The organism is Mycobacterium sp. E796 (genome assembly GCF_001672815.1).
Classification (GTDB): Bacteria; Actinomycetota; Actinomycetes; order Mycobacteriales; family Mycobacteriaceae; genus Mycobacterium.
Map to the genome: position 1 here is coordinate 39,681 of NZ_LZKK01000295.1, position 24,443 is coordinate 64,123.

18 protein-coding genes, 2 tRNA genes and 1 pseudogene are annotated in these 24,443 nt (G+C 66.6%); 13 read left to right on the top strand and 8 right to left on the bottom strand.

Going from position 1 to position 24,443, the window contains the following annotated elements:
* Positions 1–346: 346 nt before the first annotated feature.
* Positions 347–769, top strand: a complete 423-nt coding sequence (locus tag A5706_RS22475) for an MmpS family transport accessory protein (RefSeq protein ID WP_197517943.1) — start codon at positions 347–349, stop codon at positions 767–769.
* A complete protein-coding gene (locus tag A5706_RS22480; RefSeq protein WP_068135497.1) occupies positions 766–3,723 on the top strand; it encodes an RND family transporter in 2,958 nt (985 codons plus the stop codon). Before A5706_RS22475 ends, A5706_RS22480 begins: the two co-directional genes overlap by 4 nt.
* Before the next feature lie 43 nt (positions 3,724–3,766).
* Here the strand turns inward: A5706_RS22480 and A5706_RS22485 are convergent.
* Positions 3,767–3,839 (bottom strand) — tRNA-Lys (locus A5706_RS22485).
* Positions 3,840–3,981: 142 nt separating this feature from the next.
* Positions 3,982–5,220, bottom strand: a complete 1,239-nt coding sequence (locus A5706_RS22490) for a GNAT family N-acetyltransferase (protein WP_068135616.1) — start codon at positions 5,218–5,220, stop codon at positions 3,982–3,984.
* A 171-nt stretch (positions 5,221–5,391) separates the two neighbouring features.
* Between A5706_RS22490 and A5706_RS22495 the strand changes: the two genes are divergently transcribed.
* From A5706_RS22495 to A5706_RS22510, 4 genes are all read left to right on the top strand, one after another.
* Complete coding sequence (locus A5706_RS22495) at positions 5,392–7,752, top strand: MMPL family transporter (RefSeq protein ID WP_068135499.1); 2,361 nt, start codon at positions 5,392–5,394, stop codon at positions 7,750–7,752.
* On the top strand, positions 7,745–8,638 hold the full coding sequence (locus tag A5706_RS22500; RefSeq protein WP_068135502.1) for a DMT family transporter: 894 nt from the start codon (positions 7,745–7,747) through the stop codon (positions 8,636–8,638). Before A5706_RS22495 ends, A5706_RS22500 begins: the two co-directional genes overlap by 8 nt.
* A 118-nt stretch (positions 8,639–8,756) precedes the next feature.
* Positions 8,757–9,980, top strand: coding sequence for an Ig-like domain-containing protein (locus A5706_RS22505; RefSeq protein WP_197517941.1), 1,224 nt, complete (start codon positions 8,757–8,759; stop codon positions 9,978–9,980).
* Positions 9,981–10,067: 87 nt separating this feature from the next.
* A complete protein-coding gene (locus A5706_RS22510; protein WP_067155278.1) occupies positions 10,068–10,358 on the top strand; it encodes a hypothetical protein in 291 nt (96 codons plus the stop codon).
* A 46-nt stretch (positions 10,359–10,404) separates the two neighbouring features.
* Here A5706_RS22510 and A5706_RS22515 read toward each other — a convergent pair.
* Both A5706_RS22515 and orn read right to left on the bottom strand, forming a co-directional pair.
* Positions 10,405–10,480: transfer RNA gene (locus A5706_RS22515), tRNA-His, on the bottom strand.
* Between the two features lie 53 nt (positions 10,481–10,533).
* On the bottom strand, positions 10,534–11,181 hold the full coding sequence (gene orn / locus A5706_RS22520) for an oligoribonuclease (protein ID WP_068135505.1): 648 nt from the start codon (positions 11,179–11,181) through the stop codon (positions 10,534–10,536).
* A 104-nt stretch (positions 11,182–11,285) separates the two neighbouring features.
* On the opposite strand from orn, the gene A5706_RS22525 reads away from it, so the two are divergent.
* Positions 11,286–12,842, top strand: coding sequence for a helicase HerA-like domain-containing protein (locus A5706_RS22525; protein ID WP_068135508.1), 1,557 nt, complete (start codon positions 11,286–11,288; stop codon positions 12,840–12,842).
* A 20-nt stretch (positions 12,843–12,862) separates the two neighbouring features.
* Here A5706_RS22525 and A5706_RS22530 read toward each other — a convergent pair whose 3' ends face one another.
* Together A5706_RS22530 and cmrA are read right to left on the bottom strand one after the other, a co-directional pair.
* Positions 12,863–13,780, bottom strand: coding sequence for a cyclopropane mycolic acid synthase family methyltransferase (locus A5706_RS22530; RefSeq protein ID WP_156767277.1), 918 nt, complete (start codon positions 13,778–13,780; stop codon positions 12,863–12,865).
* A 169-nt stretch (positions 13,781–13,949) separates the two neighbouring features.
* Complete coding sequence (gene cmrA / locus A5706_RS22535) at positions 13,950–14,756, bottom strand: mycolate reductase (protein ID WP_068135511.1); 807 nt, start codon at positions 14,754–14,756, stop codon at positions 13,950–13,952.
* Between the two features lie 43 nt (positions 14,757–14,799).
* Here cmrA and A5706_RS22540 point away from each other — a divergent pair, with 43 nt between their 5' ends.
* Complete coding sequence (locus tag A5706_RS22540) at positions 14,800–16,125, top strand: MFS transporter (RefSeq protein WP_068135514.1); 1,326 nt, start codon at positions 14,800–14,802, stop codon at positions 16,123–16,125.
* On the opposite strand, the gene A5706_RS22545 is transcribed toward A5706_RS22540, so the two are convergent.
* Entirely contained in the window at positions 16,122–16,910 is a 789-nt protein-coding gene (locus A5706_RS22545; RefSeq protein ID WP_068135516.1) for an MmpS family transport accessory protein, read from the bottom strand. The genes A5706_RS22540 and A5706_RS22545 overlap by 4 nt on opposite strands.
* A gap of 67 nt (positions 16,911–16,977) precedes the next feature.
* The gene (locus A5706_RS22550; protein ID WP_082964555.1) at positions 16,978–17,634 is read right to left on the bottom strand and encodes a TetR/AcrR family transcriptional regulator; all 657 of its coding nucleotides are present in this window, start codon (positions 17,632–17,634) and stop codon (positions 16,978–16,980) included.
* Between the two features lie 172 nt (positions 17,635–17,806).
* Here A5706_RS22550 and A5706_RS22555 point away from each other — a divergent pair, with 172 nt between their 5' ends.
* From A5706_RS22555 to A5706_RS22570, 5 genes and pseudogenes are all read left to right on the top strand, one after another.
* Positions 17,807–19,372 (top strand): AMP-binding protein, encoded by a 1,566-nt coding sequence (locus A5706_RS22555; protein ID WP_082964558.1) that lies wholly within the window; start codon positions 17,807–17,809, stop codon positions 19,370–19,372.
* A 93-nt stretch (positions 19,373–19,465) separates the two neighbouring features.
* Positions 19,466–19,621 (top strand): annotated as a pseudogene (locus A5706_RS32525) (CoA-transferase); the annotation flags it as partial.
* A gap of 55 nt (positions 19,622–19,676) precedes the next feature.
* Positions 19,677–21,263: a carboxyl transferase domain-containing protein gene (locus tag A5706_RS22560; protein WP_068135525.1), complete on the top strand. Its 1,587-nt coding sequence runs from the start codon at positions 19,677–19,679 to the stop codon at positions 21,261–21,263.
* 4 nt (positions 21,264–21,267) lie between these two features.
* Positions 21,268–23,238 carry an acetyl/propionyl/methylcrotonyl-CoA carboxylase subunit alpha gene (locus A5706_RS22565; RefSeq protein ID WP_068135528.1) on the top strand — a complete coding sequence of 657 codons (1,971 nt, stop codon included), beginning with the start codon at positions 21,268–21,270 and terminating at the stop codon, positions 23,236–23,238.
* Positions 23,235–24,401 carry an acyl-CoA dehydrogenase family protein gene (locus A5706_RS22570; protein ID WP_068135532.1) on the top strand — a complete coding sequence of 389 codons (1,167 nt, stop codon included), beginning with the start codon at positions 23,235–23,237 and terminating at the stop codon, positions 24,399–24,401. Before A5706_RS22565 ends, A5706_RS22570 begins: the two co-directional genes overlap by 4 nt.
* Positions 24,402–24,443 lie beyond the last annotated feature (42 nt).

Sequence of the window (24,443 nt, forward strand, 5' to 3'; positions counted from 1 at the left end):
AAATCAGTGCCTCTCAGTGAAATCGCTTGTAAAACAGGACATTCCACGTCACCGGCTCAAACAACCGTCCTCGAGGGCCTTTCGCCCGACAACACGGTCATGCATGTCCTGTATTACGCGTCGCTTATTGCTGTTCGCGCGCGAGTAGCCCACCCTGGCGTTGCGTCGTAGCCCAGCGAACTGGATCAGGGGAGTACGACGAGCGGTGCGGTTGCCGCGCGGTTCCGAGGCGCCGCGCAAAGGCGGAGGAATTAACTCGACAGTCATGGCGTTGGCTACCGGTGGCGCGGGCGCCGAGATACCTAAATAATGAGCCCGTCGCGCTTCCTAATCGGGGGGGACGGTGTTGACGCATCTCAAGCGGGCATGGGTTGTGCTGGTCGTCGTAGTGGCAGTAGTCATTGGCGGCGTTGCGGTGGAGCGCCTCAGCGGCGTCTTTCCGGGACCCGGCCTACCCAAGCCCGACCCGCGCGACGCGACCCCGCCCTACGCTGCCAAGACCGCCATCTACGAAATCCTGGGGCCACCAGGGACAACCGGCGTCGTCAACTGGATGGATGCCGACGCGCAACCGCAGAAGGCCAGCTTCACCACGTTGCCGTGGTCGCAGACGATCGTTGCGGAAATGCCCGGCATCTTCGCTTACGTCGTCGCCCAGGGCGACAGCCCCTCGATCGGCTGTCGCATCACCGTCGATGGCAAATTGGTCGATCAGCAACAGGTCAACACGCGTGATGCGCAGGTCTCCTGCTTGGACAAATCCGCGTGACCGATAACTCGAGCGACACGGACGAGATACCCGTCGTGCAACGTGCCGAAGTCGAGCACAAGCCGCGACTGGCCCGCGCCATTCGCGTCCTGGCATTGCCGATCGTAGTGATCTGGCTGTTGATCGCGGTGGGCGTCAACGTGTTTGTTCCGCAGTTGGAGAAAGTTGCCGAGGACGTCTCGGTGCCGCTCTCGCCATCCGACGCGCCCTCGGTGACCGGGATGAAGCACATCGGGGAGAAGTTCAAGGAGTACGACTCGGACAATCTCGTCCTGGTGACCCTCGTCGGTGACCAGCCGCTCGGCCAGGACGCCCACCGCTACTACGACGATCTGGTCAAGAAGCTGAAGCAGGACACCAAGCACGTCGAGCATGCGCTCGACTTCTGGGGACAGCGATTCACCGCCTCGGGTGTCGAGAGCTACGACCACAAGTCGGCCTACGTCCAGGTCAACCTGCGCGGTGACCAGGGCGGCGCTGTCGGCGACAAGTCGGTTGACGCGGTTCGCAAGATCGTCGCGGACTCGACACCCCCTCCGGGGGTGAAGGCCTACGTCGCGGGTCAGGGGGCCCTGACCGACGACACGATCGTCGTGGGTAACGCGAGCCTGTTCAAGATGACGATCATCACCGTCATCATCATCGCGATCATGCTGATGTTCGTCTATCGGTCCATCGGCACTGTGCTGTTGACGATGGTGATTCTATTCGTCGGGCTGGCCACCGGCCGAGGTGTGGTGGCGCTGCTGGGCGACACCGGCATCATGGGGCTTTCGACGTTTGCCGTCAATTTGCTGACGGCACTGGCCATCGCGGCCGGCACCGACTACGCGATCTTCATGGTGGGCCGTTACCAGGAGGGTCGCGAGCGGGGACTAGACCGCGAAGCCGCCTACTATGACACCTTCGCCGGGGTCACCAAGGTGGTGCTGGGCTCGGGTTTGACAATCGTCGGAGCGCTGGCCTGTTTGCATTTCACTCGACTGCCCTACTTCAATTCGCTGGCCTACCCGTGCGCAATCGGTCTGTTGGTAGTGGTGGCCGCCGGGGTGACCCTGACGCCGGCGCTGATCGCGTTCGCAAGCGGCTTCGGCCTTTTCGACCCGAAGCGCAAGTTCAACTACACCCGGTGGCGCCGCCTGGCGACGGCCATCGTGCGGTGGCCGACGCCCATCCTCGCGACCTCCGTCATCCTGGCGATCGTCGGCGCCATCGGGTTGATGGGTTTCAACCCGCGCTACAACGACCTGTACTACCTACCCAAGAGCGCTTCCTCGGTTCAGGCATACGACGCGGCCGATCGACACTTCACCCAGGCCCGGCTGAATCCGGACCTGCTGATGATCGAATCGGACCACGACCTGCGCAATCCGACCGACATGCTGGTCCTTGACAAGATTGCCAGTGCCATCTTCCGGGTGCCCGGCATCGAACGGGTGCAGAGCATCACCAGACCCCTGGGCCCGCCGATCCAGGACGGGTCCGTCCCGTTCCAGCTCAGCGTGCAAACTGCGCCGATCCGCAGCAACCTGAACTACCTCAAGGACCGCGTCGCCGACATCAAGAAGATCACCGGTTTCCTCGACACTCAGATCGCCCTGTTGGAGCGCCAGTACGCGGTGACCCAGAAGCTCGCGGCCGCCGCGGAGGACAGCTCGAAAACCACGGGGGAGACAGCGGCGATCACGGACGAGATCCGGGACCACATCGCCGATTTCGACGACTTCTGGAGGCCGATTCGCAGTTACTTCTACTGGGAGAAGCACTGCTACGACATCCCGATCTGCTGGTCGCTGCGATCGCTGTTCGACGCGCTGGACGGATTCGACCAGCTGGCCGAGAAGTTCCACGCCCTCACCGGCGATCTCTCCGACACCGCTAAGGCCACCCGCGAGTTGCTGGCGATCATCCCGGAGAATATTGCGACCTCGAAGGCGATCAGGGATACCACCCTGACCATCTACAGCACGTTCGACAACCTGGTCGATCAATTCGATCGGCTGACCGACACGAACGCCGTAATGGGCAAGTCCTTCAACGACTCTCAGATCGAGAGCCTGTTCTACCTACCGCCCGAGATCTTTAAGAACCCCGACTTCCAGCTGGGGTTGAGCTTGATGGTGTCGCCGGACGGGAAGGCTGCTCGCTTCATCATCACCCACGCCGTGGATCCGGCGACGACCAAGGGAATCGCGTCGGTCGAGCAGGAGCGCCAGGCGGCCAAGGAGGCGATCAAACTCACCTCGCTGCAGAACGCCGACATCTACCTCGGCGGCACGGCGGCGACGTTCAATGACATCGCCCACGGCGCCAAGTTCGACCTGATGATCGCCGGGGTGGCCTCGATTGTGCTGATCTTCATCATCATGGTGATCGTCACCCGTGCTTTGGTCGCTGCGGGCGTCATTGTCGGCACGATCGTGTTGTCGCTGGGGGCAGCCTTCGGATTCTCGACACTCATCTGGCAGCACCTCCTTAATTTCGAGTTGCACTGGGTAGCAACCGAATTCGCGTTGATAGTGCTCTTGGCCGTGGGCTCGGACTACAACCTGATGCTGGTGTCGCGAATCGAGGAAGAGATCGGCGCAGGCCTGAAAACGGGTCTCATCCGCGGCATGGGTCTCACCGGTCCGGTGGTGACCGCCGCCGGTCTGGTGTTCGCCGTCACCATGGCCACGATGATCACCAGCGACCTCCGGGCGATCGGCCAGTTCGGCACCACGATCGGGCTCGGCCTGATGTTCGACACCTTCGTCGTGCGATCGCTCATCACGCCGTCGATCATGACGCTGATGGGACGCTGGTTCTGGTGGCCAAAACGGGTACGCGTCCGCCCCGCCAGCCAGATGCTTCGGTCCGTCGGGCCGCGCCCGCTGGTTCGTGCGCTGCTGTACCAGCCGCGGCACGCGGATGCGCAGAGTAGCGCGCGGCAGAGCACGCCGGTTGGAGGCTGAGGCGTCGTTCAGACGCGCCTGTTCAAAGTGCGCCTGTTCAAAGTGCGCCGTCAGGGTTTCGAACCCCGGACCCGCTGATTAAGAGTCAGCTGCTCTACCAACTGAGCTAACGGCGCCGTGTACGGCCGAGACCGCGTAGGCGACAATAACAGGCGTCCTGCCGCCAAGCGAAATCCCGATGTCCCCAGGATAGCGGTTGGGTCGGGAGGGTGGTCCCCTGCCCGGTGGCGTAGGAAAGGTCTTGTTCGCCAAGAACTATCAAAATAGCGTCCCGCAGTAAGGTGCCCGCTCGGTGCTGAACGCTGCATCCAGGTCGCGGATGGCGCCCGGACGCAGTTCGGTGAGGCGGTCCGCTCGGGCCAGTTCGGAGGCGCGATGCGCCCCCATGTAGATGGTCGACAATTCGGCCAGGCCGATTTCGACGTCCGCGGGCCCTTCGTGCGGCGTGCATTTCCCGGCGCCGTCACGGGTCTGGAGCTGAAATCGTCCGCCGGCCAGGTTGAGCGGATCTGTGACTTCCAGCACGAGGTCGGTGTCGGCGGAGTACTCCCGTGCGCCAAGCACTTCGGGCACGTCGTTGATGCGCACCCAGAGGAAATCGCTCATCCCCGTGGTCTGGGCGGTGCGCTGGTCGCGCAGTTTGAGCCGAAGCGGATCATCGACCGGCACGTCGATCTCGATGTTGTCGAACATCTCCAAGACCAACAGTGTCTGCAGCAGCTCGGTGTGAGCTTCGTCCGTGATGGGGCAGAAGTCCTCGACTAGCACGGAGCCGAGCGGCGGCCGAAAGGCATGTTTGCCCGCCCCGACGACGCGGTATGCCAGGAAGCCGTCCGGATGGATCGTGTAGTTCAGCGCAGATCCGTTGCCCCGCTGCGTGGGCCGATCTTCCAGGAAGTCGGCCCACCACGCGCTGTCGCGCTCCATCGCCCCATTGGTGATGGCGCACCATCGTTCGTAGATTTCGGGCAGCAGTTCCTTCGCCTCCGCAGCGTTGACCTCACGCGCCCGGTTTCCGTTCGGCGCGTCTCGAAGCTTCGCGAAGCGGCGGTCGACGGAGTAGGAGTGGCTGTAGCTCGCCACGCCGGCGCCAAAACCGTCGTACATCGCGGTCTGGGTGGGAACCCCGCAGACGATCGGATAACCACGTTCGAGAAGCTTTCCCAGCCCCTGCGCACTGAGCTGGGCCCAAATTCCGGTTCCCTGGTGCGTCGACGCGACCGCGATCATGGTCAGCCACGCGGCCCGCAGGCTGCCGCCACCGGGCACGGTGAGCCGGGCGCGATAGATGATCGATGTCCCCACCAGGGTCGGATGCTCGGGATCCGAGACATCCTCGGCCACCAGGATGTCCTCGAGCTCGACGCGGCGCTTCCACGCTTCCACGGCGCGCGGGTCCACCGGATCCCCAAAAGTGCGAGCCTGATTCTCATAGACCGCCTGCCAGTCATTTTCGGTCGGATGCCTAATTACGATGGCGTCGTCGGTCGTATTCATCGCTCGTCCAATCCGCTTCTCGCCCAGCCCAATCGGCGCTCCCCACGCCAAATCCATGTACCGGGCGCCCCTCTGGATCGATACCCGGGTGTTGGACCGTCAAACGTCAATTGACGCGAGCAACTCACGTCGGTGGGTCGGACAGCCCTCGTCTGGGTATAGCCATACCCCATGCTGCAAGGAATCACGCGGCTCGCCATTTCCGCGCCGCGTCGCATCATCGCGGCCACCCTCTTGATCCTGGTAGGGGCCGCGATCTTCGGGATACCGGTGGTCAACCGCCTGTCGGGCGGCGGCTTCCAGGATCCGACGTCGGAATCCGCGCGGGCGACCGCCCTGCTCAGGGACCGATTCAACCAAACCGATCAGCAGATGCTGATCGCCGTGACCGACCCGGCCGGCGCCCAAAGCGGGCCGGCGCGCCAGGTCGCCACCGACATCGTCGACCACCTGGAACGGTCCCCGTGGGTGCTGAATGTCTCATCCGCCTGGACGTCGCCGCCGCAGGTCGCTACCCAGCTGGTCAGCAAGGATAAGTCGTCCGGGCTGATCGTGGCCGGGCTGAAAGGCGGAGAGAACGACGCACAGGATTACGCCAGCATCCTCACCCGCGAGCTGGTGCACGACCGCGACGGCGTCACCGTGCGCGCCGGCGGCATGGCGGTGGCGTATGCGCAGATCAATGACCAAAACGCGCGCGACCTGCTGTTGATGGAGTCCATTGCGATCCCGCTGAGCTTCGCGGTGCTGGTCTGGGTGCTCGGCGGGGTGGTGGCCGCGGCGCTGCCGATCGGCGTGGGCGGGCTGGTCATCGTCTGCACGATGTCGGTGTTGCGGCTGATCAGCTTTGCAACCGACGTGTCGACATACGCCCTGGACCTGAGCATCGCGATGGGTCTTGCCCTGGCGATCGACTACAACCTGCTGATCATCAGCCGCTACCGCGAGGAGCTGGCACATTCGGGCGAACGGGACCGGGCGCTGTTTCGGACGATGGCCACCGCCGGCCGCACGGTGCTGTTCTCGGCCACCACTGTCGGGTTGTCGATGGCGGTCATGGCGCTGTTCCCGATGTACTTCTTGAAATCCTCCGCCTACACCATCGTGGCCACCGCCGTCATCGTGGCGATCGCCACCGTGGTGGTGACGCCGGCGGCGATCGCGCTGCTCGGTCCCCGACTGGACGCGCTGGACCTCCGCCGGTGGTTCGCGCGGCGGGTGCCGCCGCGGTCGAAGTCGTGGCGCGACCACGCCCACAAGCCGGTCTATTCGCTGTTCTGGTACCGGTCGACCAAGTTCGTGCTGCGCCACGCCATTCCGGTCGGCCTGGCCGTCGTCGCGCTGCTGCTGTTGCTGGGTGCCCCGTTCCTGGGGGTGAAGTGGGGCTTTCCGGACGAGCGCGTGCTGCCCCGCTCGGCGTCGGCGCGCCAGGTGGCCGACATGCTCGACAACGATTTCGGCAACGGGTTAGGAACCTCGATATCCGTCGTCCTTCCCGACGCCCGCGGGCTGACAACCGCCGACCTGGAGCGCTACGCCGCAGCGATGTCGCGCGTGCCCGACGTGTCCGCCGTCACGGCGCCCACCGGGATGTTCGTGGCCGGATCCCTGGCGGGGCCGCCCGCCGCGGCCACCGGCATGGCCAACGGCAGCGCGTTCCTCACCGTGGCCACCACTGCGCCGCTGTATTCGCAAGCGTCGAACACCCAGCTCGACCGGTTGCACGCGGTCAGCAGACCGGGCGGGCGGTCCGTGGAGATGACCGGGCTCGCGCAGATCAACCGCGACAGCGTCGACGCGATCACCCAGCGGCTGCCGGCCGTGCTGGCGCTCATCGCCGTCATCACGTTCGCGCTGCTGTTTGTGCTGACCGGCAGCGCGGTGCTACCGCTGCAGGCGCTCGTGTGCAATGTGTTGTCGTTGACGGCGGCGTTCGGCGCGATGGTGTGGATCTTCCAGAACGGGCACCTCGGCGCATTCGGGACCACACCCAACGGGACGCTGAACGCCAACATCCCGGTGTTGTTGTTCTGCATCGCATTTGGGCTGGCGATGGATTACGAGGTGTTCCTGGTCTCGCGGATCCACGAGTACTGGCTGGCCTCTCCGGTCGCCCGAGAGGAGCGACCGAATCCCGCCGAGGCGCACGCGGTCACGGACGAGAGCACGGCGCTGGGCCTGGCCGGCATCGGCCGGGTCGTCACCACCGCCGCGCTGGTGATGTCGATCTCATTCGCCGCGCTGATCCCCGCGCACGTCTCGTTCATGCGAATGCTCGGCGTCGGCCTGACGCTTGCCGTGCTGGCTGACGCGACCCTGGTGCGGATGGTCCTGGTTCCGGCCTTCATCCATCTGCTCGGCCGGTGGACGTGGTGGGCGCCCGGGCCGCTGGTTCGGCTGCGTGAACGATTGGCGACGGGTGAGGCGGACGCCGCCGAGGTTGGTCGGCGCCGTTGGGCCGCCGACGCCCACGAGCCACGGCAGCCCCGGATCAGGAGATGGCCCACCCGGGCGGTGTCGGAGCGTGGTTAGCGCCGCCGTCCTGGCCTTGAGCTCGGCGCTCTGCATCGCCATCGGTGACGTCCTGCAGCAACGGGCCGCGCACTGCATCGAGGACAGGTCGATCGGCAACATCGCATTGCTCGCCACCCTGCTGCGCAACCGGCGGTGGTGGTTGGGTGCGCTGTTGCTCGTAGCCAGCATCGCGTTGCAGGCGGCCGCCCTGGGGAAGGGGTCGGTGCTGCTGGTCCAGGCGCTGCTCATGCTTTCGCTGCTGTTCGCGCTGCCCATCAACGCCCGGTTGTGGCGTCGCCGGGTGACCGTCGGCGAGTGGATCTGGGGCGGCTTGCTGACCGCCGCGGTGGTCGTGGTCGTGGTGGTCGGCAACCCAGAGGCCGGTCGCTCGCGCGCCTCGCTGGGAACCTGGGTCGCTGTGGCCGTCGTGCTCGCGCCGCTGCTGGTGGCGTGCGTCGTGGCCGGCCGGATTTGGGGTGGTGCCGTGGCTGCCGCGCTGTTCGCGTTCGTGTCGGGGTCGCTGTGGGGTGTCTTCGGGGTGCTGACCAAGGAGGTCGTCGCCCGGCTTGGCGACGGCGGGTGGGCGGTGGCCCGAAGCCCCGAGCTGTATGCCTGCGTCCTGGCCGCGGCGGGGGGCATGGTCTGGAGTCAGGCAGCGTTCCGGGCGGGACCCCTGACCGCGTCGATGCCCACACTGCAGATGTCGCAGCCGGTGGTGGCGGCGGTGCTGGGCGTCGTCGTCCTCGGCGAGACGCTGAGCGCGGGCCGCGCCGGGATAGTCGCCCTGGTAGTCGCGGGGCTGGTCATGACGGCGGCGATCTTCAAGCTCGCGCGTGTCGAGGCCGTCGTGACCCGTGATGGCGTCGAGGCCGGGCGCCGACGCCAGGTCGGCCAACCGGCGTAACCGCCCGCGCGGCAATCCGCGGGTTTCCCAGGCGGAGTGCGCAATCCGTTCGCATAGCGCATTGTGAGCGACCAAAAACCCATTACAATACTTCCACTCTGGTCAGCGGTGACCGAATATGCCGATCGAATTGGAAGGTCGCTCGATGACGCCTTTGCGCAGACGTCGATCATGGCTGGCTGCCGCCATGGTCGTGTTTGCTGTCGTCGCCGTTGCCTGCAGCAGCAGTCACACCGCCGCGCCGGCGAAGGTCATCTTCGACAAAGGCACACCGTTCGCCGACCTGCTCGTCCCCAAGCTCACCACGTCGGTGAGCGACGGCGCCGTCGGCGTCACGGTGGACGCGCCGGTGACGGTGAGCGTTGCCGACGGTGTCATCGGATCGGTCACGATGGTCAACGAGAACGGCAAGACGGTCAATGGTCAGCTGAGCCCCGACGGGCTGCGCTGGTCGACGACCGATCAGCTGGGCTACAACAGGCGCTACACGCTGAACGTGAAGGCGCTGGGACTCGGTGGGGCCGCGACCCGGCAGATGACCTTCCAGACCAGTTCACCGGCCCACCTGACGATGCCCTACGTGGCGCCGGGCGACGGCGAGGTGGTCGGCATCGGTGAGCCGGTGGCGATCCGCTTCGACGAGAACATCGCCAACCGCGCCGCGGCGCAAAGGGCGATCGTCATCACCACCAACCCGCCCGTCGAGGGCGCGTTCTACTGGCTGAACAACCGCGAGGTGCGTTGGCGCCCAGAGCATTTCTGGAAGTCGGGCACCGCGATCGACGTGGCGGTCAACACCTACGGCGTCGATCTGGGTGACGGGATGTTCGGCGAGGACAACGTCAAGACGCACTTCACCATCGGCGACGAGGTCATCTCGACGGCCGACGACAGCACCAAGATGGTGACCGTGCGCGTCAACGGCGAAGTCGTCAAGACGATGCCGACCTCGATGGGCAAGGACAGCACGCCCACGGCGAATGGCTTCTACATCGTCGGCGGCCGGTACAAGCACATCATCATGGACTCCTCGACCTACGGCGTACCGGTCAACTCGCCCAACGGGTATCGCACCGATGTCGAGTGGGCCACCCAGATTTCGTACAGCGGCGTCTTCGTGCATTCCGCGCCGTGGTCCGTCGGCGCCCAGGGCCACACGAACACCAGCCACGGCTGTCTGAACGTGAGCCCGAGCAACGCCGAGTGGTTTTACGACCACAGCAAGAGCGGCGACATTGTCGAGGTGGTCCACACCGTGGGATCGACCCTGCCGGGCACCGAGGGACTGGGCGACTGGAACGTCCCGTGGCCGGTGTGGCAGGCCGGTAACGCTAACACTTAGCCCGGTACATCCTTTCTGCGGCTCGGCAATGCGTCTTTCACGTTTCATTCATTCGTCTGCGACCTGAACGTTGTATGGTGCCGGGCCATGAGCACCCCTTCCCCCGGGCCCGGTTGGTGGCTGGCGTCGGACGGCAATTGGTACCCGCAGCGTTGGGAGACCACCTTCGTCCATTACACGAACGAGTCTCTTGACGCAGTGATCGAAGAGGCGGCCCGCCAGTCCAAGGTCTACGGAGAACAGGGCTGGGAGATCGTGGGCTCCTCGGTGCAACGGGTCCAGGTCGCCCGCCACTTCAGCGACTACGACAAGGGCGGCGACCACTATTTCGAGTGGAGCATCGTCTGCACGCTGAAACGGCCCCTGGCGCCGGGATAAACGCACCCCTGCAAAAGGCCGGAGGACGAAATGCCGTCCGGCCTGTTGGGGTGGCTGACGGGACTCGAACCCGCGACACCCAGGATCACAACCTGGTGCTCTACCAGCTGAACTACAGCCACCATTGCCGCGAGCCGGCATCCATAACTGGGCCAACGAGCGGCGATCATCGATACTAGCCGCTCGGTGGCTCGGTCTCCGAATCGATTGTTCGAGTTGGGTTCTCTCCGTCCTGGAGATCGGCGACCACCATCTCGATTTCGCTGGTAGAAGGCCCCGGCAGGGGCACGAACGCGGTCCGCCGGTAGTACTGCAGTTCGCGGATGGATTCGTGGATGTCGGCCAGCGCTCGGTGCGTGAGCCCCTTGGCGGGCTGACCGTAGTAGATGCGGGGGTACCAGCGCCGGCAGAGTTCCTTGATGGAGCTGACGTCGATCATCCGGTAGTGCAGGTAGGAGTCCAGCTTCGGCATGTCGCGGGCGATGAACGTGCGGTCCGTGGCGATCGAGTTGCCCGCCAGCGGCGCCGTCTTCGGTTGCTTGACGTGCGTGGTGATGTAGTCCAACACCATCGCCTCGGCGGTCGCCAGATCGACGGTGGACGCCTTGACCTCGTCGATGAGCCCCGAGCGCGAATGCATTTCGGCGACCACGTCGATCATCGACGACAGAGCGGCGTCGTCGGCGTGGATCACCACGTCGACCCCGTCGCCCAGGACGTTCAGCTCGGCGTCGGTGACCAGCACCGCGATCTCGATCAGCTTGTCCGAGGCCAGGTCCAGCCCGGTCATCTCGCAGTCGATCCACACCAATTCGTCGCGCACAGCGCTCAGCGTATGCGCATTTGAGCTCCGCCTCTGCCGGGGCCTGGAAGTAGTGTGGGTGTGCCGGACCGGACGGGCGCGACTCGGGAAGAGGGGCGAGCACGATGACCACCGAATCAGCGGCGACACCCGCACAGCGAATCGCCGGCGGCTACGCCGTCCAAGGCCAGGCCTTGGAATTGGGCACGGTCGTCGTCGACGGCGCAGCGGACCCGACCGCACAGATTCGCATCCCGTTGGCCACCATCAACCGTCACGGGCTGGTGGCCGGGGCGACGGGAACCGGCAAAACCAAGACGCTGCAACTGATCGCCGAACAGCTCAGCGCCGCGGGTGTACCCGTGCTGATGGCCGACGTGAAAGGCGACCTGTCCGGGCTGTCCCGGCCCGGAGAAGCCAACGACAAGACCGCCGCGCGTGCGAAAGACACCGGCGACAACTGGACGGGAACGGCCTACCCGGTGGAGTTCCTGTCGTTGGGCACCAAGGGAATCGGCGTGCCGATCCGCGCGACCGTCGACAGCTTCGGCCCGGTTTTATTGTCAAAGGCGTTGGGGCTCAACGCCACCCAGGAGTCGACGCTCGGGTTGATCTTCCATTGGGCGAAGGGGCGAAACTGGCGGCTGGTCACCACCGACGATCTGCGCGGCGCCATCAGCTACCTGACTAGCGACGCGGGCAAGGAAGACCTGAAGTCCCTGGGCGGCGTGTCCGCGACGACGGCGGGCGTCATCCTGCGGGCGCTGGTGAACCTCGACGCCGAGGGTGGCGACACCTTCTTCGGCGAGCCCAAGCTCGACCCGAACGATCTGCTGCGCGCCGACGGCCAGGGCCAGGGCGTCATTTCGCTGCTGGAGTTCACCGGTCAGTCGGTGCGTCCCGTCATCTTCTCCACCTTCCTGATGTGGTTGCTCGCCGACCTGTACGCCAAACTCCCCGAGATCGGCGATGTGGACCGGCCCAAGCTCGTCTTCTTCTTCGACGAGGCGCACCTGTTGTTCGCCGACGCGTCCAAGGCGTTCCTCGAGCAGGTCGAACAGACCGTCAAGCTGATCCGCTCCAAGGGTGTCGGGGTGTTCTTCTGCACCCAGCTACCCACGGACATCCCCAATGACGTGCTGTCTCAGTTGGGCGCTCGGGTGCAGCACGCGTTGCGGGCGTTCACGCCCGACGATCAGCAGGCTCTGTCCAAGACCGTGCGCACCTATCCGAAAACCGATGTCTACGACCTGCAATCGGCGCTGACGTCCCTGGGGATCGGTGAGGCCGTGGTGACCGTGCTGTCCGAAAAGGGCGCACCGACTCCCGTCGCGTGGACGCGCATGCGGGTGCCCCGTTCGTTGATGGCTTCGATCGGCACCGACGCGATCGCCGCCGCGGCCAAAGAGAGTCCGCTGCAAGCCAAGTACGGGCAAACGGTTCAGCAAGCGCCACAGCCCCAGGCCGGTCCGCAGGTTCCGCAAGCCCAGTCCGACTACCCTCCGGTCCCACCGAACGAGCCGATTCCGCCGATGCCCGCTCCCGTTGAGCCGGCGGAACCGAAGGGCCCGGCCGTGTGGGAGGACGTGCTGAACAACCCGACGGTGAAAAGCGGCATCAACACCGCGATCCGCGAAGCGGTGAAAGCGATCTTCGGCACCGGCGGACGCGGCCGGAAGTAGCGCCTACGGAAATTCTGCGTTTATTCAGCTGAGTGCGTGACGGCCCGCGGCTTGAGGTGGCTGACCAAAATGCAGTCCAGCATCTCCTCGGAGAAGTAGTGTTCGCAACCGCGCAGGTACTTCATGTACTGGTTGTAGATCTCTTCGGAGGTGACCTCAACGGCCCGCTCCTTGTTGGACTCCAGCGCGTCACCCCAGAGGTGCAGCGTCCGGATGTAGTGCTGACGCAACGAAACCGGTTCTGGCACAATAAATCCCGCCCTTTCGGCGTGTTCGACCATCATCGACGTTGACGGCAGCCGCGCACCGGGGAAGATATCGGTGATCATGAACCTGATGAATCGCATCGTCTCGAAGGTCAGCTTCTTGCCGCGGGCGGCCAAGTCGTAGGGGTGGTAGCTGACGTTGCTCTGGATCGTCATCCGACCGTCGTCCGGCATGATGTCGAAGCACCGCTTGAAGAAGTCGTCGTAGTTCTCGTGCCCGAAGTGCTCGAAGGCCTCGATCGATACGATCCGGTCGACGGGCTCGAAGAAGTCTTCCCAATTCTGCATCCGAACCTCGCGCGACCGAGTGCTGTCGATGGCGCTGAGGACCTGCTCGCAGTGGGCATGCTGATTGTGGGACAGCGTTAACCCGATGACGTTGACGTCGAATCTTTCGACGGCGCGCTTCATGGTGGTGCCCCAGCCACAGCCGATGTCCAGCAGCGTCATCCCCGGCTTGAGGTCCAGCTTGTCGAGGTTGAGGTCAATCTTGGCGAACTGCGCCTCTTCGAGAGTGAGATCCGGCGGCTCGAAGTAGGCGCAGCTATATGTGCGGCTGGGGTCCTGGAACAGCGCGAAGAAGTCGTCTGAGAGGTCGTAGTGTGCCCGGATGTCTTCGGGACGGGTCCGTATCTTGGTCGGACCCCGCTGCACCTCGGCTATGTTCGTCATCTCCCCCCGAACGAAATGCACTGTCTGTGCAGAATACCCGCGTCGCTCAGCGTATGAGGGGAAGTCTAAGGGTTTCGCCGGGCGTGGCTAGTTGTTCGGCGGACACCGCTGGGGTGACCCCGAACACATGCCCGAGACCGGCTCGCCGCACTCGGGGCGGATATAGCCCCTACCCACCGCCGAGCTTCTTGTAGAAACTGCCTGCGATCGGTGCGACGATCGCGCGAGGGGCGTACCCGCTCGCCACCGACATGGCCTTCGACGTAAGACCCGGCACGACGCGCATCTTGTTGCGCTCCAAGGCATCCAAGGAGATCTGGGCGGTGTGCTCCGTCGAGATCCACAGGAAATCGGGCACCAGCTTCTCCACCAGTGACCGTTCGGCCTCATCGGGGAGGTCGGTGCGAACCGGCCCGGGCGCCAACAGCGTGACGTGCACACCGGAGTTGCGCAGTTCGCCGCGCAGCGATTCGCTGAAGGTGTTCGCGAACGCCTTGGTGGCCGCATAGGTGGCGTTGTAGGGGATCGGCGAATTGCCCGCCGCCGAACCGGAGATCAGGATGCCGCCTGCCTTGCGCTCGACCATGCCCGGCAGGACCGCCAACGTAAGGTCATGCACGGCAATGGCGTTCAGCTGCACCTGCGCCCTCTCGCCTGCTGGGTCGAGGCCGGCGACCGGACCGAATGTCGCCGTGCCCGCGTTGGCGCACAGGATCGAGATGGGCCGGGCGGCGAGCTCGTCGCACAGTTTCGCCCGTTCCGTGGGATCGGCCAGGTCGGCGGGCCGCACCTCAACAACGACTCCGTACGTGTCGGTCAGCCGGGCGGCCAGCTCGTTGAGCAGGTCCTCGCGGCGCGCGGTCACGATCAGGTTGTGCCCGCGGGCGGCAAGTTCGGTGGCCAGCGCTGCGCCGATGTTTTGCGAAGCCCCGGTGACAACGGCGCGCGCGTCGGGACTGGGAGCTGGGACCGGCATGCGGCCAATGGTAGACAGCCTCGCACCCAATAGAGTGCCGAGCATGAGTCAGCGAGGGCCGGACGCCGTCGGGCCCGTGCCATCGCAAGTGGTGGCGTGGGCCCTGTGGGACTGTGGCTCCCTCGGCATGAACGCGATCGTGGCGACCTTCGTCTTCTCGGTCTACCTGACCGGCAGCGTCGGGGCCGGAATGTCCGGTGGCACCTCGCCGGCGAGTTGGCTCGGTCGCTCGCTCGCGGTCGCGGGGTTGACCATCGCGGTGCTGGCCCCGGTCGTGGGGGTGTGGGTGGAGGCCCCGCACCGTCGGCGGGTGGTGCTGACGGTCTTGAGCGGTCTGGCGGTCGCGTCGACCAGTTCGATGTTCTTGATCCGCGACGATCCCAGCTATCTGTGGGCAGGGTTGGTGCTGCTGTCGGCCACGGCCGCGTGCGGTGATCTCGCCGGGGTTCCCTACAACGCCATGCTGCGTCAGGTCTCGACGCCGCAGACGGCGGGGCGCATCTCCGGCCTCGGCGCGGCCTCCGGGTTTACCGGCAGCGTGGTCCTGCTGCTACTCGTCTATTTCGGGTTCATCGCCGGAACCGGCCCAGAGCGCGGGCTGCTGCACCTGCCCGTCCAGGACGGGCTCTATGTCCGGGCGGCGATGCTGCTGACCGCGGCGTGGTTCGCCGTGCTGGCGCTACCGCTGCTGTTCGTCGCCCACCGGCTGCCGGACTCCGGCGAAACGTCGCACCCGGCCAGCATGCTGGGCGGCTACCGCAAGCTGTGGGCAGAGGTGCGCGCAGAGTGGCGCCGCAACCGCAACCTGGTCTATTTCTTGGGGGCCAGCGCGCTGTTCCGGGACGGGCTGGCGGCCATCTTCGGCTTCGGCGCGGTGCTCGGCGTCAACGTGTACGGCCTGTCCCAGGCCGACGTGCTGGTGTTCGGCGTGGCGGCCAGCGTGGTGGCCGCGATCGGCGCGATGACCGGCGGGTTCGTCGACCACCGGATCGGGTCCAAACCGGTGATCGTCGGGTCGCTGGTCGCGCTCATCGCCGTGTCGGCCACCATGATGGTGGTGTCCGGTCCGCACGCGTTCTGGCTCTGCGGACTGTTGCTGGCCATGTTCGTCGGTCCTTCCCTGGCGTCGTCGCGCGCCCTGCTGCTGCAGTTGGCGAAGGACGGCGGGGAGGGCGTCGCGTTCGGCCTCTACACGATGACGGGACGTGCGGTCGCGTTCGTGGCGCCATGGCTGTTCTCCGTCTTCGTCGACGTTTTCGGCGCCGTGCGTGCCGGGATTGCCGGGATATGCCTTGTGCTGACCGCCGGACTGGTGGCGATGCTGGTGGTTCGGGTTCCGGCGCGCGCCGGCCAGCCCGCGCAGGCCTAGCCGCGCGCGTCGCAGACCGTCAGGCCCACCCCTTCGCGTTGGCTCACCTGGGCCCCGGCGATGGTCAGCGAGCAGGTGACGTTGTGTCCGAAGTTGACGACCGTGACGTTCGGCGGGTGTGCGGCCGACTTGGACAGGCTGACCTCTTTGCTCCACGGCAGCGCGACGTTGAACTCGGTCTGGAGCATGTCGCCGGTTCCGATGTAGACGATGCTGAGCGCGCGGCCCTCGCCGGTGACGTTATAGACGACGTCTTGCATCTCTACCGGGCCGGTGGTGTCAGGGGGCGTGCCCGACGCCGTCGGCGGGGGCAACGGCCGGAAGGTGCGCGACGGCGGGGTCGTCCGCGTCGACGGGGTCGGCGTCGGCGTTTCCTCGGTCGATCCGGGCATGGCCGGCAGCGGCGGAACCACCGTCTGGTTCTTGATCGCGTCGTTGACCAGCACCAGCGCTATCACCAGCGCGACCGCCAGCAGCACGGCTACACCGGTGCCGATCCACAGCCAGCGCGGCGGCTTCCGGCGCGCCGGCGTCGTGGGCGTGGTCCCGTCAGGCGGCGCCTGACCCGACGGCGGCAGTTCCTGCTGCCAGTAGGCGGGCAACTGTTTGGTGTCGTTCAGACCGGAGGTCCATTGCGAGCCATACCCGCCATAGGTGGGCGCGTAGGGCCCCGCCTGGTCGGCATACGCGGGGTCGACGGGCGGATACGGGTAACCCTGCCGCCCGGCCGGTCCTGACCCCGATTGAGGGGGACTAAACCGCTCGGGTCGACGTGGATCGTTCATGTCCACCTCATGGCTTGCAGGGTACCTGGGCCGGGCGGTTCGGCGGTGAGACTCCGGAGTACGCGACTCAGGGGCAAGAATTGGCGGCGCTCAGCGCGGCGACCGTCATCGCCCGCATGACCGCGCGCGATCGCGTGGCACGAGCGGGTCGCGACCGCGTATCGTCCGGCGACTTCATGCTGTGCGGTGTCGAGTTCAGCAGGCCGAACACCGCGTGGGCGGTCAGCCGGGCGTCGGCCTCGGCCAGCTTGGGATCGAGCTCGCGCAGCACCCCCACCCAGACCTCGACATATTGGCGCTGCGCCTTGCGGACCTGCTTTTCGGCGGCCTCGGGCAGGTGCGCCAGGTCGCGATCCTGGATCCGGATCAGGTCGGGTTCACCCAGGGCGAAGTCGAGGTGGAAGTCGATGAGCTCGTCCAACGCGGCGGCCGCGTCGGGGTTGCGTGCTCGCGCGCTGCGGGCGCCGGCGAGCAGCCGGGTGCTGATCCCCACCAGCAACTCGACCAGCATCGACTCCTTGTTGGGGAAGTGGCGATAGATCGCCGGGCCACTGACCCCTGCGGCCGCGCCGATGTCTTCAAGCCGCACCGCCAGGAAGCCGCGCTCGGCGAAGAGCCGTTCGGCGGCCGACAGGAGTTGCAAGCGCCGGTCGGATTTCAACTGGCTCCGACGATTCGGGGCGTCGGCCTGGGCGGGCCGGCCCTCCGGCGCGGATGCAGTCACGACGGGCCTCCGTCCACAGCTCGTCCGTTCGGTTAATCGTCACTAACTTAGCACGAGCGCGGCCCGGTTACAGATGTCCGAGAAGGGTTTACCTTAGGTAACCGAACCAGCCGGAGGAGCCGTGGCACACCTTTCATACGACCGGGGGCCGAGCGATCCGCCGTTGCTCGAAATGACGATCGGGGCCAACCTCGCCGCCACGGCCGCCGCGCACCCGCAACGCGACGCACTGGTCGACGTGGCCGCGGGGCGACGCTGGAGCTACGCCGAATTTCTATCCTCCGTGCGCGGGTTGGCGACGGGATTGGCACGCACCGGAATTCGCCGGGGCGATCGCGTCGGGATGTGGGCGCCCAACCGGTGGGAGTGGGTGCTCGTCCAGTACGCGACCGCGGAGATCGGCGCGACGCTGGTCACCGTCAACCCGTCCTACCAAGAACGCGAATTGGACTATGCGCTAAGGCAATCCGGGGTCGCGATGGTGATCGCCGCCCGCGATTTCAAGACCACCGACTACGCCGCCATGCTGCGCGAGGTGGCGCCACACTGCCCGGACCTACGCGACGTGGTGCTCCTGGACGGCGAGTGGTGGGACGAGCTGGCCGGCACCGACGCCGACCCGGCAAGGCTGGCGAAGATCGGGACCGCCCTGGATTGCCGCGACCCGATCAACATCCAATACACCTCCGGCACAACGGGATACCCGAAGGCGGCGACGCTGACCCACCGCAGCATCCTGAACAACGGCTACCTGGTCGGCGAGCTGCTCGGGTACACCGCGCGGGATCGGATCTGCATCCCGGTGCCCTTCTACCACTGCTTCGGCATGGTGATGGGCAACCTGGCGGCCACCAGTCACGGCGCGTGCATGGTGATTCCGGCGCCGGGTTTCGACCCGGCCGCCACGCTGCGAGCGGTGCAGGCCGAACGCTGCACCAGCCTCTACGGCGTCCCGACCATGTTCATCGCCGAGCTCGGCCTGGCGGACTTCGACGACTACGAATTGGGCAGCCTGCGCACCGGGATCATGGCCGGCTCCCCGTGCCCGGTCGAGGTGATGCGCAAGGTGATCGAGCGCATGCACATGCCGGGCGTCTCCATCTGCTACGGCATGACCGAAACATCGCCGGTGTCAACCCAGACGCGCACCGACGACTCACTGGAACGGCGGGTCGCGACGGTCGGCCGGGTGGGCCCGCACCTGGAGGTCAAGGTGGTGGACGCGACGGGCGGGACCGTGCCGCGCGGGGTGGCGGGTGAGTTCTGCACGCGGGGCTATTCGGTGATGGCCGGGTATTGGAACGATCCGGTGCGGACCGCCGAGGTCATCGACGCGGACGGCTGGATGCACACCGGGGACCTGGCCGTGATGGACGAATGCGGTTATGTCCAGATCACCGGTCGCATCAAGGACCTCATCGTCCGCGGCGGCGAGAACATCTCCCCGCGCGAGATCGAGGAGTTCCTGTACACCCACCCCGATGTCGTCGACGCCCAGGTCATCGGGGTGCCCGACGAACGGTATGGCGAGGAGGTCATGGCGGTGGTGATGCTGCGCGCCGGAGCGCCGCCGCTGACCATCGAGGGCCTGCGCGAGTTCTGCGCCGGGCGGATCGCGCACTTCAAGGTCCCGCGCTACCTCCGGATCGTCGACGAGTTCCCGATGACCGTCACCGGCAAGGTGCGCAAGACCGAGATGCGCGAGCAAGCGATCGAGTACCTGCGTGCCCAGGACTGAGCGTTCGTTGCCTCCCTGGACGCGGCGTGCTCGGCGATGGTATTCTCGCGCCAGTTAATGAGGATTAACTGAAATTGGGAGGCTGCTGCGGCGATGGACAAGGTGGTCACCTCACCTACGGCGGCTGCCGACGCCGTGGCCGACATAACCGACGGGTCGTCCTTGGCGGTCGGTGGATTCGGGTTCTGCGGCATCCCGGAGGCGCTGATCTCGGCGCTTGTCGACTCCGGCGTGAGGTCTCGGTCGACGAAGTGATCGCCAAAACCGAACCGCCCCTTATGCCGGCGACCACCGGGAGGCCCACATGAGCACCGCCGTCACCACCGCGCCGTCGTTCGCCGACGAGCACCGGCGGCTGGTCGCCGAATTGAACGCCAAGCTGGCCGCCGCCGCGCTGGGCGGCAACGAACGCGCGCGGGAACGCCACGTCAGCCGCGGCAAGCTGCTGCCCCGCGAGCGGGTGGACCGCCTGCTCGACCCCGGCAGCCCGTTTTTGGAGCTGGCCCCGCTGGCGGCCGGTGGCATGTACGACGACGAGTCCCCGGGAGCCGGGATCATCACCGGGATCGGCCGGGTATCCGAGCGCGAGTGCGTGATCGTCGCCAACGATGCGACCGTCAAGGGCGGCACCTACTACCCGATGACGGTCAAGAAGCACCTGCGCGCGCAGGAAGTCGCGTTGCAGAATCGGCTGCCGTGCATCTACCTGGTCGACTCCGGCGGCGCGTTCCTGCCGCGCCAGGACGAGGTCTTTCCCGACCGCGAGCACTTCGGCCGGATCTTCTACAACCAGGCGACCATGAGCGCCAAGGGGATCCCGCAGGTGGCCGCGGTGTTGGGATCGTGCACGGCGGGCGGCGCCTACGTGCCGGCGATGAGCGACGAGGCCGTCATCGTGCGCGAGCAGGGCACCATCTTTCTCGGCGGCCCGCCGTTGGTCAAAGCCGCCACTGGTGAGATCGTCTCGGCCGAGGAACTCGGCGGCGGCGACCTGCACTCGCGGGTTTCCGGCGTCACCGACCACCTCGCCGACGACGACGAGCACGCGCTGCGGATCGTCCGCTCGATCACGGCCACGTTCGGGCCGCGCGAGCCCGCCCAGTGGGAGGTGCAACCGTCCGTCGAGCCCAGGCACGCGCAGGCGGAGCTCTACGACGTGGTGCCACCGGATCCGCGCGTGCCCTACGACGTGCACGAGGTGATCGTGCGCCTGGTCGACGGCAGCGAATTCAGCGAATTCAAGGCCAATTACGGCAAGACGCTGGTGACGGCCTTCGCGCGCATTCAGGGCCATCCCGTGGGCATTGTCGCCAACAACGGCGTGCTGTTCAGCGAATCGGCCTTGAAGGGCGCGCATTTCATCGAGCTGTGCGACAAGCGCAGGATTCCGCTGCTGTTTCTGCAGAACATCGCCGGGTTCATGGTCGGCCGCGACTACGAGGCCGGTGGCATCGCCAAGCACGGCGCCAAGATGGTCACGGCCGTGGCCTGCGCCCGGGTGCCCAAGCTGACCGTCGTCATCGGCGGCTCCTACGGGGCGGGCAACTACTCGATGTGTGGACGCGCGTATTCGCCACGCTTCCTGTGGATGTGGCCCAACGCCCGCATCTCGGTGATGGGCGGCGAGCAGGCCGCATCGGTGCTGGCGACGGTGCGCGGCGAGCAGCTCAGCGCGGCGGGCAAGCCGTGGTCGGCCGACGACGAGGAGGCGTTCAAGGCGCCCATCCGGGCGCAGTACGAGGACCAGGGCAACCCGTACTACTCGACGGCGCGATTGTGGGACGACGGCATCATCGACCCGGCCGACACCAGAACGATTCTTGGGCTAGCCCTTTCGGCGTGCGCCCATGCGCCGCTGGAACCCGTCTCCTACGGCGTCTTTCGGATGTGAGGCGATGTTCGACACCGTATTAGTGGCCAACCGCGGCGAGATCGCGGTGCGCGTGATCCGCACGTTGCGACGGCTGGACATCCGGTCGGTCGCCGTCTACAGCGACCCCGACGCCGCCGCGCGGCACGTGCTCGAGGCCGACACGGCCGTGCGCCTGGGCCCCGCCGCGGCCCGCGAAAGCTACCTCGACATCGACAAGGTTGTCGACGCCGCGGTGCGCACCGGGTCGCAGGCGATCCACCCGGGCTACGGGTTCCTATCGGAGAACGCGCATTTCGCCGCGGCGTGCGAGCGCGCCGGCGTGGTGTTCCTGGGCCCGCCGCCGCGCGCGATCGAGGTGATGGGCGACAAGATCACCGCGAAGAACGCCGTGGCCGCGTTCGACGTCCCGGTGGTGCCCGGGGTGGCCAAGCCGGGCCTGACCGATGACGAACTCGCCGCCGCCGCCGACGAGATCGGCTATCCGGTGTTGATCAAGCCGTCCGCCGGCGGCGGTGGTAAGGGCATGCGGCTGGTCGAGGAGCCCGCGCGGCTGCGCGACGCGCTGGTGGGCGCGCGACGGGAGGCCGCCTCCTCGTTCGGCGACGACACGCTGTTCCTTGAGCGGTTTGTGTTGCGGCCCAGGCATATCGAGGTGCAGGTGCTCGCCGACACCCACGGCAACGTGGTCCATCTGGGCGAGCGCGAGTGCAGCCTGCAACGGCGCCACCAGAAGGTCATCGAGGAGGCGCCCTCGCCGCTGCTCGATCCCGCGACGCGGGCGCGGATCGGCGCCGCGGCCTGCAACACCGCCCGCAGCGTGGATTACGTCGGCGCCGGGACGGTGGAGTTCATCGTCTCCGCGGATCGTCCCGACGAGTTCTTCTTCATGGAGATGAACACCCGCCTGCAGGTGGAGCATCCGGTCACCGAGGCGGTCACCGGCCTGGACCTGGTGGAGTGGCAGCTGCGGGTGGCCGCCGGCGAGAAGCTGGCGTTCGCCCAGGACGACGTCGAATTGCGCGGGCACGCGATCGAGGCCCGCGTGTACGCGGAGGATCCGGCGCGCGGGTTCCTGCCCACCGGCGGCGAGGTGCTGGCGGTGTTCGAACCGTCGGGCGCCGGTGTGCGGGTGGACTCGTCGCTGCTCGCCGGCACTTTGGTCGGCAGCGACTACGACCCGATGCTGAGCAAGGTGATCGCCCACGGCAACGACCGCGAGGAGGCGCTCGCGAAACTCGATCGGGCACTAACGCAAACCGTGATCCTCGGCGTCCAGACCAACGTCGAATTCCTCCGCTTCCTGCTGGCCGACGAGCGGGTGCGTGCGGGTGATCTGGACACCGCGCTGCTCGACGAGCGGCTGGCGGACTTCGCGCCGGCGCCGGCGCCCGACGACGTGCTCGCCGCCGGCGGGCTCTACCGCCAGTGGGTTCTGGCGCGCCGCGGCCGGGGCAACCCGTGGGCGCTGCCGACGGGATGGCGGGTCGGCGGTGGCGCCGCGCCGGTGCGCACCGCGATGCGGACCCCGCTGCGCAGCGAGACGGTGTCGGTGTGGGGAATGCCCGAGGCCGCCCTGGTTCAGGTCGGCGACGGTGAGATCGTTTCCGCCGGTGCCGAACTCGACGGCGCACGGATGAGCGCGACGCTGGGCGGGCGGCGCCGGGACTACTGGTGGGCCGAGGCCGACCGGCACCTGTGGATCGCCGACGAGCGGGGAACCTGGCACCTGCGCGAGGCCGAGGAGCACAAGATTCACCGCGCGGCGGGCGTGCGACCGGCCGAGGTTGTCAGTCCCATGCCCGGCAACGTGATTGCCGTGCAGGTCAGCTCCGGCGACGAGGTCTCCGAGGGCGACGTGATCGTCGTCGTCGAGGCGATGAAGATGGAACATTCTCTGCCCGCACCGGTTTCGGGCCGAGCGGAGCTGCTGGTGTCGGTCGGCGATCAGGTGAAAGTCGATCAGGTGCTGGCTCGAATTAAGGACGGATCATGACGACAACGATTACGGCGGGAACGTTACCCAAGGAATACGAGGACCTTCGCGACACCGTCGCCGACTTCGCGCGGACCGTGGTCGCGCCGGTGTCGGCCAAACACGATGAGGAACACAGCTTCCCGTACGAGGTCGTCGCCAAGATGGCCGAGATGGGCCTGTTCGGGCTGCCCTTCCCTGAGGAGTACGGCGGCATGGGCGGCGACTACTTCGCGCTTGCGCTCGCGCTCGAGGAGCTCGGCAAGGTCGACCAGTCGGTGGCCATCACGCTGGAGGCCGGCGTCGGGCTCGGTGCGATGCCGATCTACCGGTTCGGCACCGAGGAGCAGAAGCAGAAATGGCTGCCGGACCTGACCGCCGGCCGAGCGCTGGCGGGTTTCGGGCTCACCGAGCCGGGTGCCGGCTCCGACGCGGGCGCCACCCGCACCACCGCCCGCCTCGACGACGGGGAGTGGGTGATCAACGGCAGCAAGCAGTTCATCACCAACTCCGGCACCGACATCACCTCGCTGGTCACCGTCACGGCGGTCACCGGAACGCTCGCGGGCGACAAGAAGGAGATCTCGACGATCATCGTGCCCAGCGGCACACCGGGTTTCACCGTGGAGCCGGTCTACAACAAGGTCGGCTGGAACGCGTCGGACACCCATCCGCTGAGCTTCGCCGACGCCCGCGTCCCGGAGGAGAACCTGCTTGGCGCCCGCGGGACCGGCTACGCGAACTTCCTGTCCATCCTGGACGAGGGCCGCATCGCGATCGCCGCGCTGGCGACCGGGGTCGCGCAGGGCTGCGTCGACGAAAGCGTCAAGTACGCCAAGGAACGCCAGTCGTTCGGCCAGCCGATCGGCTCGTATCAGGCGATCAGCTTCAAGATCGCGCGGATGGAAGCTCGCGCCCACGTCGCGCGCACCGCGTACTACGAGGCGGCCGCGAAGATGTTGGGGGGCAAGCCCTTCAAGAAGGAGGCGGCGATCGCGAAGATGGTCTCCTCCGAGGCCGCCATGGACAACGCCCGCGACGCCACGCAGATCCACGGCGGCTACGGCTTCATGAACGAATATCCGGTGGCGCGCCACTACCGCGACAGCAAGATCCTCGAGATCGGTGAAGGCACCACGGAAGTGCAGCTGATGCTGATCGCGCGATCGCTGGGGCTGTCGTGACGCGCGCCGGCGACGATGCAGTGGGGGTGCCCCCAGCCGCGC